The 16,094-nt window shown below is 41.5% G+C and carries 10 protein-coding genes; all 10 read left to right on the forward strand.

The window, feature by feature from the left end:
- Window positions 1-5 precede the first annotated feature (5 nt).
- The 10 genes from ACRD6K_RS10205 (at window position 6) to ACRD6K_RS10250 (ending at window position 16,085) form a co-directional block, all read left to right on the forward strand.
- Window positions 6-1,013, forward strand: coding sequence for a hypothetical protein (locus tag ACRD6K_RS10205; RefSeq protein WP_430973176.1), 1,008 nt, complete (start codon window positions 6-8; stop codon window positions 1,011-1,013).
- 53 nt (window positions 1,014-1,066) lie between these two features.
- The gene (locus ACRD6K_RS10210; RefSeq protein ID WP_430973177.1) at window positions 1,067-2,476 is read left to right on the forward strand and encodes a sugar porter family MFS transporter; all 1,410 of its coding nucleotides are present in this window, start codon (window positions 1,067-1,069) and stop codon (window positions 2,474-2,476) included.
- Window positions 2,477-2,486: 10 nt separating this feature from the next.
- On the forward strand, window positions 2,487-3,233 hold the full coding sequence (locus tag ACRD6K_RS10215) for an SGNH/GDSL hydrolase family protein (RefSeq protein ID WP_430973178.1): 747 nt from the start codon (window positions 2,487-2,489) through the stop codon (window positions 3,231-3,233).
- A gap of 330 nt (window positions 3,234-3,563) precedes the next feature.
- Window positions 3,564-4,115, forward strand: coding sequence for an RNA polymerase sigma-70 factor (locus ACRD6K_RS10220; RefSeq protein WP_430973179.1), 552 nt, complete (start codon window positions 3,564-3,566; stop codon window positions 4,113-4,115).
- A 177-nt stretch (window positions 4,116-4,292) separates the two neighbouring features.
- Entirely contained in the window at window positions 4,293-5,279 is a 987-nt protein-coding gene (locus ACRD6K_RS10225) for a FecR family protein (protein ID WP_430973180.1), read from the forward strand.
- Window positions 5,280-5,418: 139 nt separating this feature from the next.
- On the forward strand, window positions 5,419-8,868 hold the full coding sequence (locus tag ACRD6K_RS10230) for a SusC/RagA family TonB-linked outer membrane protein (RefSeq protein WP_430973181.1): 3,450 nt from the start codon (window positions 5,419-5,421) through the stop codon (window positions 8,866-8,868).
- Window positions 8,869-8,888: 20 nt separating this feature from the next.
- Window positions 8,889-10,364, forward strand: coding sequence for a SusD/RagB family nutrient-binding outer membrane lipoprotein (locus ACRD6K_RS10235; protein WP_430973182.1), 1,476 nt, complete (start codon window positions 8,889-8,891; stop codon window positions 10,362-10,364).
- Between the two features lie 72 nt (window positions 10,365-10,436).
- Entirely contained in the window at window positions 10,437-12,146 is a 1,710-nt protein-coding gene (locus tag ACRD6K_RS10240; RefSeq protein WP_430973183.1) for a LamG domain-containing protein, read from the forward strand.
- Window positions 12,147-12,229: 83 nt separating this feature from the next.
- The gene (locus ACRD6K_RS10245) at window positions 12,230-14,611 is read left to right on the forward strand and encodes a metallophosphoesterase family protein (protein WP_430973184.1); all 2,382 of its coding nucleotides are present in this window, start codon (window positions 12,230-12,232) and stop codon (window positions 14,609-14,611) included.
- Window positions 14,612-14,825: 214 nt separating this feature from the next.
- The gene (locus ACRD6K_RS10250) at window positions 14,826-16,085 is read left to right on the forward strand and encodes a 3-keto-disaccharide hydrolase (RefSeq protein ID WP_430973185.1); all 1,260 of its coding nucleotides are present in this window, start codon (window positions 14,826-14,828) and stop codon (window positions 16,083-16,085) included.
- The last annotated feature ends 9 nt before the right edge of the window (window positions 16,086-16,094 follow it).

Below are 16,094 nucleotides of genomic sequence, written 5' to 3' on the forward strand. Positions count from 1 at the left end.
ATAGCGTGACTCATTTTGGAATAAACGTTACTTTTTGTCGTCGGCTTTGGCAGCAGAAGCAGCAAGGCTTTTGGATGATTGGGCTGATTGTCGGGTTGTTTGCTTGTGGGCAGCGAAATAGTTCTCAGGAGCAACCCGACAAATTCAATGTGGTTTATTCTGAAGGTCACTTGAGCTGTGAGTTTCAGCTTCCGGACAAGCAGTTGGCAGTAGAATTTTTCCCTTGCGGCGTTAATCAAATTTTTGCCCTAGGAAAGCTTGCTTATGATACCTCATCTGTAATGTCTGAAGAGAAACAGTCTACGCTTGAATTTCCGTCGGTGACAGATTGGGTTGGCCCGTATCAGGTAAGTTTGTTGGAGAATGCGTCCAGCGATCAGCCCAAACAATTTACAGGTGGCTGGCACGGTTCAAATGGAGATGGGGCTGGCGAGCCAACAGCTACGACGAAGCGTGTAGCTGTGACGGTTGATGGCGAGCTGAAGAGTTCCGGTTTCTCTGGAATGAGTGAGCAAGTAAGTTTGAATGTTGTGAATTTAATACAAGGGTATGATTATTCTGAAACAGCCAGCTACCTGCTTGAGGAGTCAGTCAATTATCAGCTTTTGCCTAACTGTTCAATCGAGGTTCGTGTAACCATTACCGCGCTAAACGATGTGGTGATTCACCGTTATTATGGAATGCAAAGTCAGAACTTCGCTGTTTTTGATTCGGTGAGTTATGCCTCTCCAACGGAGATCATGAATACAGAGCCGGTACGAACCAATAACTCATGTCTGAAAAATGACGCAGTCAATCGAATCATTCTGAGTGGAGAACAGGGGGAATATGAATTGGAACTTATTTTGAATACAGAAAAAGGCTTGGGTACATTTGATTATTTAGCAGATGGTGTGCCGTGGGCTTTTTCTGCGGATTACGGGAAATCATACTTCAACCTGGTGAATGGGAAAAAACTGATACTAAAGAAAGGGGAGTCGGTTTTTTGGGAAGGAACTTATGTGTTTAAATGAGTTTATTTTAAGAGTCAGAAATTAACGTAACTAAAGAATAAATCTAAACGAAAATGAATAAGGTAAAATTGAAGGAATCATCAGTACCAGAAGGACGTAAGAGGAATATTCTGCTCGGCTTAACTTGCTTTGTTGCATCTCTTGGTGGCGTTTTATTTGGTTTTGATACTGCTGTTATATCGGGAACCTTCGGCATGGTAGAAACTCAGTTTGGATTGTCGAAATTGATGGTCGGTTGGTTCGGAAGCTCCGCATTGATCGGAGCCATTGTTGGTGCTTTTATTGCCGGAACGCTGAGTGATCGTTACGGGCGAAAACCGATTTTGATTTTGGCTGCCTTTCTCTTTTTTATGTCAGCTTTTTTCTCCTCCGTACCGCCAAGTTTTACGTTATTAATTGTTGCTCGTTTGGTGGGAGGACTGGGTGTTGGAATGGCTTCTGTGCTTTCTCCAATGTATATTTCCGAGTTTGCCCCTGCAAAAATACGCGGACGCTTGGTGGCTTTGTATCAGTTATCCATCGTACTGGGGATTTTGCTGGCTTATTTTTCAAACTGGGCGTTGTTGCGCTATGCTGCTTCTCCTGACAATATTTTCACACACGGAATCCTGCAGAAAGTGTTTAATACTGAGATTTGGCGAGGAATGTTTGCGGCAGAAATGATTCCATGTGGACTGTTTATTGCGTTGTTGTTTTTAGTGCCCGAAAGTCCGCGTTGGTTGATCGATAAAGGCTTTGTTGAAAAAGGTGTGGCTCTGTTAAAACGGATCAATGGGGAATTGGACGAGAACCTTCTTCACCCTAAAAAGGAGGACAAGAAAAAGGATGTTGGCATACGGGAGCTGTTAAAGCCCGGAATGCGGCGTGCGCTGGCAGTAGGTATTGGTCTTTCGGTGTTTGGTCAGTTCACCGGGGTGAATATTGTGATTTACTATGGCCCGACTATCCTTGAAGGAGCTGGTTTTGCTTTGGATAATGCCGTTCAGTTTCAAGTGCTGATTGGAATTATTAACTTGATTTTTACGGTTATTGCACTGACAAAAATTGATAGCTGGGGACGTCGGCCTTTGCTCATTGGTGGTATGACAGCGGTTTTCTTTTCATTGTGTGCCATCGGAACCTTGTTTGTTACCAACATTGCATCGGGCATTTGGACTGTGGTCTTGCTTTGTATTTACATCGGTAGTTTGGCGATTTCGATCAACGCCGTTATTTGGGTGATTATTGGCGAAATTTACCCGACCCATATTCGAGGACGAGCCATGTCGTTGGCCACCTTTGCCAACTGGGGAACCAACTTTGCAGCAGCCTTCCTTTTCCCTTGGTATGTGGCAAATGTTGGCATGGGAGCTGGCTTTTTCACCTTTGCAGCATTCTGTTTGGCGGGCACCATCTTCTTCTACAAGCTTATTCCTGAAACCAAAGGGAAAAGCCTCGAAGAAATTGAGCGGTTTTGGAAATAGAAAAGTAAGAATGAGGGTAAATCGACAATTGGTAATCCGTTTATTTTGGAGTACTTGCATGTTGCTCCTAGGCTTGACTGCCGCTCAGGCGCAAGAGTTGGCTGATGTTCAAAACCGGGGAATTGCCGGAAACAGTTCTGCTGATCTTTTGAATCGGGTAGACGCTGACGTGTTAAGTTATCAGCCGGACCTGGTCGTTATTTTGGTGGGGACCAACGATCTGCTGAATACGAAAAAAATGGTTTCGGTGGCTGACTATTATCGCAATATGGATCAGCTGACTGATCTTATAATGCAGCAGGATGTTCAGGTGGTTTTGGTGAGTCCGCCAACGGTGGACACGGTGTATCTGTTTGAACGGCATGATGCTTCGCGTTTTCCCCAGCCTCCCATGCAGCTACTGGCTTTGTGCAGAGACACTTTGCAGGTCATTTGTCGGGAAAAGGAATTGCCCTTTGTTGATTTATTCTCACACCTTCAGCAGGTCGGGATTCCCTGTCATGATCAGGATGATATCATTCTTAATGAAAAGAACAGTGGACGGAGAGATGGCGTTCACCTAACGCCCAAAGGCAACCGCTTGCTGGCGTGGCTGATTTATGAGCAACTGAAGGAATCGTTTACTGATTTAGCTGGTTTGAAGATTGTTTGCTTTGGCGACTCTATCACCTTTGGCGTGTTTTTGGACGGAGAGGGAACAACCGAAGGTGACACGTATCCGGCTGTACTCAAGCAATTTATTCAGGATGGGATATAAGGAGTGAGCTCAGGGGTAGTGGGACCAGATTAGTTTAGAAAAAATATTTCTGCAGAAATAAGGACTTTGGGAGAAAGGACTTGGCAGAGGAAACTGCAATAGCAGAAAAGGGACCTTCTGTTAGTTCAGAAGATCCCTTTTTGGGGGCTATGCCCGACTGGGAAGAGTAAGCAAAAGAGGGGGTGTCAAAACGCGGAGATGGTAGTGTTCGATTTTCATTTTATATTGATAGATGGAGTATTTAATGATTTTTTTCATTTGTTCTTTGGGGTAAAAAACGGTTTGTTTTAATTAATTCTTATTTTTAGTGACTTCATTCATTGGGGACTCATGAAGGATTTAATTGACTGGAATAAAATAAGGGAAGGTGATAAATCAGTATTCGAAAGGATGTTTGATTTGTACTTTCAGCCTTTGTGTGGATTTGCGTCAACCTATCTGAAAAATAATCATATTGTAGAAGATATTGTCATTGAATGCTTTGTTGAGATCTGGGAAAAACGGGAGTCTATTGTCATCAGGTCCTCCCTTCACAATTATTTGCTTACGGCTGTTAAGAATTCTTCAATCAGTTTTTTGCGTAAAAATAAGGTTCAGTTTTCCGAACTGGAAGGCTTGACATTAGACTACGATGACTCCAAAAATCCCTTGGATGAGCTACCCATTCTGAATCGCCTGTACCTAGCGATTAACAAACTTCCTGAAAAGCGGAGGCAGATTTTAAAAATGGCAGCTTATGAAGGAAAATCTTACCCAGAAATTGCAGAAGAGCTTGGAATTTCAATAAACACTGTGAAAACACAGATGTCCCGCTCGTATAAGTTTCTTAAAGACGAACTTAACGTTTCCGATCGCTCTATTTTCTTCCTTCTTTCATTGTGAATTTGTCCGAAGGAGGATTACAGTTTGAGGTTTTTGGCTGAAAAATTGCATAAATATTTTTCTTGAAAGTGGCGTATTTCGAGGCTTTACGCGTTTTAAAGTAGTTGACTGTAAAAAAGATTGGATTTGCTGTCACCCTAAATGCATTCTTTGGCGTCAATGCTAAAAACGAACGAGGTGAAGAACAACGATAACTATTGGGACCGCTTGATTGAAGGAGTTTACCATGGCGAAAGGTCTAAAAAATATGATTTAGCAGAAGAGGCGGATTATCAGTGGGTAAAACGAACGCATGGGCGCTTGAAAGAAGTCTTTAATTGGGATCAATTTGATAAGAAAGAAGCAAGGCTACGGTTAGAACATCGCATGGGACGTAAACCTTCCCTCCTTCAACGTTTTAATCAGCAGGTCTGGATGAAAGCAGCCGCGCTTTTACTGGCGCTTATTACAGGAGCCGTGTTGCATGCAATTATTCCGATAAAATATCAGGATGCAAACTATTCTGAAGTTATTGTTCCACCGGGGCAAATGAGTCAGATCCGACTTGCTGATGGCTCTGTGGTGTGGTTGAACTCAGTCTCTGTTTTTAAGTATCCTTCTTCATTCGATCAGAAAAAGAGAGAAGTTTTTATTGATGGAGAGGCCTTTCTGGAAGTGGCACACAATCCGAAAAAGCCCTTTGTGGTCAATGCTCCTACGTTTGCCGTTGAAGTGTTAGGAACTTCATTTAATGTGGATGCTTATGCTGCTGATTCAAAGGCGAGTGTTACCCTCGTTGACGGGGAGGTGGTGTTGCATGCCAATGAAGAGAAGGAAATACAGCGGATGGCTCCGGGACAAAGTGTAAGTCTTTATCAAGGAAAGATTAATGAACTGACGAATGTGAATACCGACTTCTATACTTCGTGGAAAGAGGGAAAGATTGTTTTTCGCCAGGAGGCATTGGAAGAAATTGCAAAGAAGATGGAGCGTTGGTACAATGTTGAAATTCAGTTTGAGGATGAGATACTTAAGAAAATGGTGTTCTCAGGAACTTTCCTGAAATACAAACCGGTGGAGCAAGTGCTTCAATCATTAAGCATTATGAACGATCAAATTGACTTTATCTCCGAAAATAGAATCAACCAAAAGAACATTATTTATATCGTCAAAAAGAATAACTAAAAACGAATTTTATATGGCAAAAACCTAAACGAAGTACAATCAAAAAATGATGGGAATACCGCCAGTATCCCCATCTTTTTAAACTAATTCAAAAGCCGTTGGAGCGGCTAATTAATTAATTAAAAACCATTTCAAAACTATGAAAAAAAAACGAACAATTCATGGCTCAGGCGAGCTATGGGCTAAATTATTTTTAGTTATGCGGTTGGCTACTTTTCTATTCTTTGCGTTTGTTTTTGGGGCTCAGGCGAAATCATTTTCGCAGTCATCTAAACTGACGCTTGATTTAACAAAAACCCGATTGATTGATGTCTTGAATGAGATTGAAGAGCAGTCAGATTACTATTTTTACTTCAATCTCGATCTGAATAACTACCAGGTAGACGAGTTGAATGTTAAAGACAAGGAGATCTGGGAAGTTCTAAGTGTGGTGCTGACGGACTTAGGCTTAACTTATGAAGCAGTTGATCGTTATATAGTTATAAAGCAAGCTATTGATCCAGGCAGCTTAAAAGCTAATTCAAAAACTGGACAACAAATAGATATTACCGGAAAGGTTAGCGATAGTGCAGGAACACCAATTCCTGGAGTTGCTATTATTTTGAAAGGAACAACTAAGGGGACCACCTCAAATTCAAACGGAGAGTTTTTTTTATCAGCCATTCCTGGAAATGGTAGCCTTGTGTTTTCATTTGTTGGTTTAGAGACACTTGAAGTTCCTGTAAATGGACAAACGTCAATAGACGTTGTTATGCATGAAACTTCTATTGGAGTAGACGAAGTAGTTGTAACAGCGCTTGGGATAAAAAAAATGAAGAAGAGAGTTGGATACTCAGTACAGGAGGTTAAAGGCGAATCGTTGCAAAAAGCCAAAGCACCAACGGTTATTGAGAATCTGACAGGAAAAATTGCCGGTGTGATTGTAGCCAACACAAGTGAATTCTTTGGTAATCCTCAGGTGTATCTTCGTGGTAAACAACCTCTGATTGTTATTGATGGTGTTCCTGTTAGTGCAGATGGCTGGAATTTTAACTCGGATGATGTTGAAAATGTGAGTGTATTGAAAGGGCCTGTTTCTGCTGCTCTCTATGGATCACGAGGACTGAATGGAGCCATTCAAATTACCTTAAAGAAAGGTGTTCAGAAAGAAGAAAAAACAACCGTTAGTTTTAACAGTACTAATACTTTTCAAACCTCTTTTATTCGTATTCCAAGGGCACAGACTGAGTTTGGTCCGGGATCGCGTGGTCAGTACGAATACTATGATGGCCGTGGCGGTGGTATTAACGATAGCGACTACGATATTTGGGGACCACGATTTGATGGTCGCTTATTGCCTCAGTGGGATAGTCCCATTGATCCGGAAACCGGAGAGAGAATCCCAACTCCATGGGTAACACGAAATACAAATAATCTAGACGACTTCCTTCAGACAGGTTTTACCGGAACTTATAATTTGACGGTTAGAAATACAGGGAAGTATGGTTCGGTTATTTTATCAGATACCTATCGGAAAGTAAAAGGAATTGTCCCTGGAAGCAAATTGGATATTAATACGTTTAGAATTGCAGGAGATTTAAATCTATCAAAGAAACTGACGATTGAAGCTTCTCTGCAGTACAATACTCAGGAAACTCCAAACATTCCCCGAACGGATTATGGACCAACCAGCCCGATATATCTTATTTCTATCTGGGGTGGAGCGCATTGGGATATTAACGATATGAGAGACTACTGGGAAGAAGGGAAGGAAGGAATAGAACAACGTTTTGCTGAGAAATGGAGATACAACAATCCATGGTTTTGGGCAAAGGAGAGGAAAAGGAGTTACGATCGATCAGATATTATTGCTTTTGCTAAACTGAACTATAAAATAAGCGATAAGATGAATGTGTTTGTGCGTCATCATATTCATGATAATAACCTGATTCGCGAGAGCCGTGATCCATTCTCTTTTTATGATTATGATATCGCTGACAGAGAAGGGAGATACGCTATCTATAATTATAAAACAGTCACTAAAAATACCGATTTCCTATTCAATTATACGAATAGTTTTTTCAATGATGAATTAGAGGTAAATGCTTCCTTTGGAGGAAATATTCTAGATGATCATTATCAGAGTTCTTCGGCTCGTACTTCAAAATTAATTGTTCCGGGACTATATACCCTGAGCAACAGTACTGAGAAAGTATTGCCTGAAAGTTACTTGTCAAAGAAGGCTGTAAATAGTTTATATAGCTATGCTGATATTGGTTTTAAAGACATGGTATTTTTGAATGCCACTTTGAGGCGAGATCGTTCTTCTGCTCTAATTGATGGTAATGATGCTTTCTTTTATCCTTCCGTTTCGGTAAGCGCTATTGTTGATAAGATGGTAAAACTACCTGAGGTAATCAGCTTTTTCAAGTTGAGAGGAGCTTATGCCAAAGTAGGTGGCGATTTAGGAACCTACTCTGCAATTAATACTTTGGGAACTTCAACGAGACGGAATATGCCAACAGCATGGGTGTCGGGGACATTAATCGATCCCAACCTGCAACCACAATTCAATTCATCGTTCGAATATGGAGTTGATCTTCGTTTCTTTGATAATCGCTTAGGTTTTGATGTAACTTATTTTAACCTGATTAACGGACCGCAAATCTATAATCAATCAATTTCTAATGCAACAGGTTATGGTTACCATAAAACAAACGGACGAGAAGTTGAGCGTTATGGATGGGAAGTTGTTTTAACAGGTAATCCGGTTAAAACGAACGATTTTTCGTGGGATATGACCATTAACTGGGATATGTATCGGGAAACACTAAAAAGCTTGCCCGACAATCTGGATGGATCACCTCGTTTGGCAGAGGGAAGAACTAAGATTGGAGACAGAACCGGTAGTTATTGGTACTACAATTGGCAAAGAACCTCGGAAGGAGATCTGATAATTGGATCAAATGGTCTTCCGCTACGTACCGAACATGTGCAAAAACAAGGCTACTATGAGCCGGATTGGACTTTTGGTTTTACGAATAATTTGAGTTACAAGAATTTTGATTTGTCTTTCCTGATTGATGGTAGGTTCGGTGGATTTTTATTTGATAATCTTACCAGAGATTTATGGCGTTCAGGATCACATCCTGATGCAATAGGGCAAAATCGCGAGTTGGGTAATCAGGGGATAAAAACCATGCTGGTTCCCGGTAAAGTAGTGGTTTCGGGCGAGGCGACCTACGATCCCGAAGGAAACATTATTGAGGACACAAGAATGTACGAAGACAATACGCAACTGGTGTTTTACGAAGACTGGGCAAAGCGCTACAAAGCAGACTGGCCTAGCGTAACCTTGGAAAAAACCTTTATAAAACTTAGAGAAGTGTCTTTAACCTATAATTTCAATGATTTAGCATTGAAAAACCTACCATTTTCAAAAGCTAGCTTCTCACTGGTTGCTCGTAATTTATTCTACTGGACAAAGAATGACACTTATGCGGATCTGGACAGTTTTACTATTTCGGGTAAATCAGGAGTTAGAGATGAAGCTGGTTTACAGTTACCTTCAATGAGAACCATCGGTTTTAATATTGATTTGACTTTTTAATACTGAAAAAAAATATTAAGATGAAAAATAAGAAAATAATTACACTATTATCCTTATTACTTCTGTTCAGTAGCAGCTGTGCTGATTTCGAAGAATTGCGGGTGAATCCCAATGAACCTACTAGTGTGGCTCCCTCTTTGATATTTACGAATTTCTTACCTGTTGCCAGTAGTCCTTTTTCCGGCACCTACATGACTTCTCAACATCACCATTCTATTGGTGGAGATAGTGGCCCGGTTCTTTATGTAAATTACAGGGGGTACTTTTATCATAAAGACATACAGAGCCTTGAGTTTATGGTGGAAGAAGCCGAAAAGATTGGTGCGAGAGGATATGTTCCATTGGCAAAATTTCTGAAAGTTCATACCTATTTTGAGATGGTACGTCGAATGGGAGATATTCCGTTAAGTGAAGCTTTGCATTTGGAAGAGGGGATTATCTATCCGGTTTATGATTCTCAAAAAAGCATTTTTATTCAGCTTTTGAAGTGGTTAGATGAGGCAAATTCTGAAATTGCTCCTTTGGTAGAGGAAAGACTTACAGTCGCCGGAGATTTTTATTACAATGGCGACCTGAGTATGTGGCAAAGAGTGATAAACTCCTATACACTGCGTATTTTAATTGAGTTAAGCAAGAAAGCAGACGATTCTGAGCTGGATATAAAAGGCAAATTTGCAAACATTGTAAATAATCCGGAAAAATATCCGCTTTTCAGAGGGAACGAAGACGACATGAAATATGAACACTGGGACGAGGACGGTTTTCGTTTCGGGCTTAATCCTGACTCGCCAAGTGCCGTTGACCGTACGGTTGTAGGAGGTCTGTATGTTGATTTATTAAAAGCGAATAAAGATCCCCGTTTGTTTATGGTTGCTGATCCAACACCTGCTGCACTTGAAGCCGATCCAAATGCTACTTCCGATTTTGCTGCTTATGCAGGACCATATGTTTCAACAGCTTTAGGGGAGTTGCAAAGTGCTAAAAATGCCGGATTGTTTTCCAGAGTCAAGAACAGTCGTTACATCAATTATGTGGGTATTCCCAATGTGTTTTTAAGTTATGTGGAGCAGGAGTTTACTCTGGCTGAAGCAGCAAACCGTGGTTGGATACCTAATGCAAAAATGCACTACGAGAATGCCGTAACTGCATCGATGGAGTTTAACGGAGTTGCCCCGGAAGATATCTCAGGCTTCCTGAACGGATTGGGAGCGTATATTGGCGACAACATTGATGGCCTGGAACAGATTCTTACCCAAAAATACATCGGATTCTTCCAGAACTCCGGTTGGGAGTCCTTTTTTAATCAGCGCAGAACAGGTATTCCTGAGTTTGCTGTTTCTTCTGAAAATACGCCGAGGGAAAAGATTCCTGTACGCTGGATGTATCCTACTGTAGAAAGAGATACCGATAATCCTGTAAACTACAGAGAAGCTCTGGTTCGCCAGTTTGGCTCTGAAGTGGATGATGTTGACGATGTATTATGGCATATGAAATAATACGTTTGACATTTCATAATCAAAAAATGAATAAAGATGAAAAAATCATATAGTAACATAAAAACACTTCTTATGGCAGTTGTTCTTATGATGACAGCTGCCTGTGAGTATGATATAACAGACCCCAATATTGTTCCATATATCATTACAGAAGATAACAAGGCAATATTTACCCCCATTAATCCCGAGACTGGAAGTGCATATACTTCCGAAGAATTGGTCGAACTGGAATACAATCCGAACGAGGAAAATACTTATTTGGAAGACCAGACCATAGGGTTTGATTTTGTCCTGCGTCTCGAGCCAGTTAAACTGGAAATACTGGAATCGGACCAAGCTACTTTAATTAAAGAATTTACCGAATTTCAGAAAGAAGGAGCTACTTATAAGCTTTTGATAAATACAACTCTGGCAGAATTAGGTATTGGAGAAGGCAAAAGCAAAAAGATGCTTTTCAAGTTTTATTACTTTAACCCGAACGGGATTCCTTTTATCGAAGGAATGTTTTACACCGCGCGTTTTAAATCACCTCCACCTAAATTGCCTACAGGGTATGAGTTAATTCGTAAACAGGGTGAAAACAAACATATCCTGGCAAGCAATCCGGAGGCTGCACTTACTGTATTTGAAGCCAATCGTTACGGACACAGTTACGGCGGGAATGCTGCAAACTATACAACGGTTGAAGGCGATCCTGACCTTAATTTCAGAGGGACTAGCGATTTCTCCGTTTCTTTCTGGGTACGTACTTTGTCTTCGGTCAGCGATCCGGCAATGATGGGCGATCAGGATTGGGGCAGCTCAAACAATACCGGTTTTACAATTGCATTTACCGGCGATGCCTGGCGAGTGGCAATTTCGGATGGAAATGGCAACAAAGCAGACGCAAGTACCGATGGTGTACCATTTAATGACGGCGACTGGCATTTGCTGGCAGTTACTTTCGATCGCGATGGAAATATGTCCATGTACCAGGATGGAGTAGAAGTTGCCAGCGATGATATGTCAGCTGTAGGAAGTATTCTCAACGATTACTTTATTCACATTGGGCAGGACGGTACAGGAACCTATGGAGTCCCGTTCGTTGGAGATATTGCAGAAAGTAAAATCTACGATTATGTATTGACTCCGGCCGAGGTGGCTGAAATTTCCAAAGATCCTTCTACCGGTGTCACGGTTGAAATGGCAGCAGGTCTTAAGAAATTAATTCCGGTTGAAAAAACAGGTGACATTGCCATGGAGAATTTTGGCAATGGACTAAAAGGTTATCCGTTTAACGGAACCAATCAATACGCAACTTTGGCCGACGATGATCTTGGTTTCAGGTACGAAGGAGATTTTTCAATTTCATTTTGGGTGAATACAACTTCTGCAGACAGTGATCCGGTTATGATTGGAGACCAGGATTGGGATAGTTCCGGTAATACAGGTTTATCCATTGCTTTTCGGGGGGATAACTGGCGTGTAGCTGTATCTGATGGTGGCGGAAACAAGGCGGATTGGAGTACTTCGGGCGATGGTATTCCGTTTAACGATGGAAACTGGCATATGTTAACTGTTACCTTCGACCGTGATGGAAATATGACCATGTATCAGAATGCTGTTGCTGTAGGTGGCGCCGATATGTCGGCAGTTGGAAGTATTAACAGCGGAAATCCGTTAAGAATGGCGCAGGATGGTCCGGCCACATACGGACAATTTTTTGAGGGGAAAATGGCCAATGTTGTGATTTATGACTACGTCCTTACCCCTGAAAATATAACAGATTTGTTCAATAACTAATACTCGGAAGAACACAAATGAAAGGGGAACGGGCTTTGGGCTTGTCCTCTTTCATTCTTAAAACTTGCGAAACAACATTGATTATGAATCCAATTAACAACATAGTTGTTGGGACATTCTTGTTATTCTTTTTCTCCATTTCAATCGGCAATGCTCAAGACATAACAATCCAGCCTTATCTTCAGGATGTAACCCCCAATTCGGCATACATATTATGGGAAACGAATCAAACCAATGAAAGTGTGGTTGAGTGGGGAACTTCCAATGAACTGGGAAATTTAAGTTATGGAACTTCGTTTTCGGCCAACGCTTTGATAGTACACCAGGTTCAACTTGAAAACCTCTCCCACTATACCCGGTATTACTACCGGGTAAAAACGGGAAGTGCCGTTTCCGATATTTTCGAGTTCAAAACACCTCCTCTGGCAGCTGACGAAAAACCTTTGCGCATTGTTGCCATGAGCGATATGCAAAAGGATGGAGATCACCCTAACAAATTTAAAGAAATTGTGGAAGAAGGGGTTTTGAAATATTTCAAGACCAAGTATGGTGGTAAAATTACTGATAATCTGGCGTTGGTTATGCTTCCGGGCGATTTGGTGAGCAATGGCTTAACTTTTAGTCAATGGAAAAACGATTTCTATAATCCGGCAGAAAAATTATACAGCCAGGTCCCGGTTTACCCGGTTCTGGGAAATCATGAAGATAACTCGGCCTATTACTTTAATTACTTTAAATTGCCTGAAAACGGTACCGAAAACTACAAAGAACACTGGTGGTTTAAAGACTACGGGAATCTTCGGATTATTGGGTTGAATTCCAACAGTCCATACAATGGTAATGTTCAACTGGCATGGTTACAACAAACGCTGAACAATGCTTTAACAGCCGACTCTATCGATTTTGTATTTGCCCAAATGCATCATCCTTATAAATCGGAACTGTGGACACCCGGGGAATCCGATTTTACAGGGAAGGTGATTGAAAAGCTGGATAATTTTGTGGCACAAAGCGGAAAACCGGTAGTACACCTGTTCGGTCATACGCACGGGTATTCCCGGGGACAGTCGAGAGATCAGAAACACCTTTGGATTAATGTGGCTACCGCCAGTGGGGCCATCGATAACTGGGGCGAATTTCCCAACCGCGATTACGATGAGTTTTCGGTTTCGCAGGATGAATATGGTTTCGTTGTAATAGATGTAACCGATGGTAATGACCCGAAACTGGTTTTAAGACGGATTAGCCGCGGAGATCAGGATCAGGTGATAGAAAACCAGCAAACGGATGTTTTAACCATCCGAAAAAATACCTCTCTTGTAAACAGACCGGAAGGAGTCAGTCCTGCCAATCAAAAATTAATACCGGAATGTGTTGTTTTAAAGGCTGATAATTTTTCTTCGACCAATACAAATGCAGAGCATGCACAAAGCCACTGGCAGGTATCGACCAGCGCCACCGATTTTTCAAATCCTGTGGGCGACAGCTGGAAGACGTTTGAAAACTGGTACAACGAGGTTAATACTCAGGAAGGTGATGATTTAACCGATGAACCTATTGTCGGATTAAGTGAAAATACGAACTATTGGTGGAGAGTCAGATATCGCGACAAGGAATTAAACTGGAGTGAATGGTCGGAGCCACTGCCTTTTTCAACCGGTGAATCCCAATCGCTCCCCAACCTTTTAAAAAATCCGGGAGCAGAAAACGGACTGGATAACTGGCAAACGATACAAGGAGTTGTAGAAGCTTTGGGTGAGGGAGAATGTGACGGCACTAGTCCGTACAATGGTCAAAAATATTTTATTGTAGGAGGTTTATGCAATTCAAGCGCCGTTGCAAAAGCATCTCAATATGTCGATGTCAGTTCTTACAGCGATTCGATAGCCACAGGGAATTTTAAGGTAAATTATGGCGGGTACTTGTCGAATTACAATGGGAGCGATCGTCCTGAATTAAAAATCCGTTTTTATGACTCGAATAACCAGAAGATCGGCGAAGGAAATACGTTGACTACCCTCAATAGCAACTGGACTCTTTTAAGCGCGACAACGCATGTTCCGCAACATACCAAAACCATTAAATTTGAGCTGAAAGGGACACGGAATGCAGGAAACGATAACGATAGTTATTTTGACAACTTGTTTCTTACGGTAGGATCAGCGAAAGTAGATTGCAGTGTAGTTACAGTGGTTTCAGGGATCAAACATCCGTCTGTCTCAGAATTGAAGGTGGTGCCAAACCCGATGACGTCTCAATCCTACATCCAGTTATCCGACGAAAACTATTCCCAACTGAAATTTAATTTGGTTGATCTAAATGGACGTAGGATAAGCTGTAAATATCGGGTTGAAGCAAATCGGATTGTTCTTGAAAGAGAGTCTATAGTGGCAGGTTTATACATTTTTATAGTTAATAATGGAGAAGTGCCAATTGGACGAGGAAAGATGCTAATTGCTGATTAGCCGTCCGGATGGCATCTGTATTATAGCAATAGCAAGTTGAGGGAAATTGCTTTGTTGAATTACACCTCTGAATACTAAGGCGTTGGTTTTTGTGGTGTTTGATAGGGACAAAATAAATTATAATAGAAGTGCACCCATGGTCATCCTTCGTCAGAATATACAGATTTTAAAGGGGAGTTACATTAGATGCATAACAAATCAATAATTTCTAAAAATGAAAATTACGAGTTTACTTTTTTTGAGTGCTGTTTTAGTTATTTCTAGCTGTACTAAACCGCACAACCAATTGACAGAACAGGAACAGGCCGAAGGCTGGGAGTTGCTGTTTGATGGTAAAACCCTTTCGGGGTGGCGTGATTACAACGGGGAAAGCTTGACTGGCCCTTGGGTTGTAGAAGATGGTTGCATCAAGGCCGAAGGACATGGCAGCGATGCCAGTGGCTATGTGGTGAATGACCAGATCTACAAAAATTTTGTTTTGACTTGGGATTGGAAAATATCTCCGGGAGGAAACAGCGGAATGCTTTACCATGTGGTTGAAAGTCAAAAGTTTAAAACACCTTACCTTACTGGTCCCGAGTATCAGTTGATTGATGATGAGAATTTTGCTGAACCACTCGAAGACTGGCAAAAGTGTGGGGCTGACTATGCAATGTATCTGCCTGATCAGGCTAAATTGAAAGTAAACCCGGCAGGCCAATGGAACAACTCTAAAATTGTTTTCGATAATGGTCATGTTGAATATTGGATGAATGGCGAGAAGACACTGGAGTTTGAAGCTTGGAGTGAAGACTGGTTTAAGCGTAAAAACAGTGGCAAGTGGGAGAATATGCCGGAATATGGTTTAGCAACTAAAGGTGTTTTCTGTCTTCAGGATCATGGCTATCCAGCTTGGTTCCGGAACATTAAAATACGTGAGTTGCCTGAGAAAACGTTCAAAAAAGAGCTTTTTAACGGAAAAGACCTAACTGGTTGGGAAGCTTATGGAAATGAGAAATGGTATGTTGAGGATGGCTTGCTGATATGTGAAAATGGCCCCGATAAAGGCTACGGTTATTTGGCAACAACTCGTTACTACGACGACTATGACTTAAGTGTTGAGTTCAAGCAAGTTTCTAACGGAAACTCTGGGGTGTTTATTCGTTCGTTTGTTGAGCCAGGAGTTTTGGTGAATGGCTGGCAGGTTGAAGTCGCTCCAAAAGGACACGATACGGGTGGTGTTTACGAATCATACGGACGTGGCTGGTTGATCCAAATTCCGGAAGAAAAAGAAGATATTTTGAAGGAAGGTGAATGGAACACACTACGAATTCGCGTTCAGGACGATCATGTAACAACTTGGCTTAACGGTGAAGAAATGATGAACCTGACCGATGACGTAATCGGACGTGGTCAAGGTCGCATTGCCCTTCAAATACACGACGGAGGCGAAATCAAAGTCCTCTGGAGAAACCTAAACTTAGAAACCTTATAAATCACTAAA

The sequence above is a fragment of the Sunxiuqinia rutila genome (assembly GCF_050589705.1).
GTDB classification, from domain to species: Bacteria; Bacteroidota; Bacteroidia; order Bacteroidales; family Prolixibacteraceae; genus Sunxiuqinia; species Sunxiuqinia rutila.

What these genes read in the sequence shown, in the direction of transcription:
- ACRD6K_RS10245 (WP_430973184.1), top strand. Translation starts at nt 12,230, where the DNA reads ATGAATCCAATTAACAACATAGTTGTTGGGACATTCTTGTTATTCTTT.
- ACRD6K_RS10215 (WP_430973178.1), top strand. Translation starts at nt 2,487, where the DNA reads ATGAGGGTAAATCGACAATTGGTAATCCGTTTATTTTGGAGTACTTGC.
- ACRD6K_RS10235 (WP_430973182.1), top strand. Translation starts at nt 8,889, where the DNA reads ATGAAAAATAAGAAAATAATTACACTATTATCCTTATTACTTCTGTTC.
- ACRD6K_RS10230 (WP_430973181.1), top strand. Translation starts at nt 5,419, where the DNA reads ATGAAAAAAAAACGAACAATTCATGGCTCAGGCGAGCTATGGGCTAAA.
- ACRD6K_RS10210 (WP_430973177.1), top strand. Translation starts at nt 1,067, where the DNA reads ATGAATAAGGTAAAATTGAAGGAATCATCAGTACCAGAAGGACGTAAG.
- ACRD6K_RS10220 (WP_430973179.1), top strand. Translation starts at nt 3,564, where the DNA reads ATGAAGGATTTAATTGACTGGAATAAAATAAGGGAAGGTGATAAATCA.
- ACRD6K_RS10240 (WP_430973183.1), top strand. Translation starts at nt 10,437, where the DNA reads ATGGCAGTTGTTCTTATGATGACAGCTGCCTGTGAGTATGATATAACA.
- ACRD6K_RS10250 (WP_430973185.1), top strand. Translation starts at nt 14,826, where the DNA reads ATGAAAATTACGAGTTTACTTTTTTTGAGTGCTGTTTTAGTTATTTCT.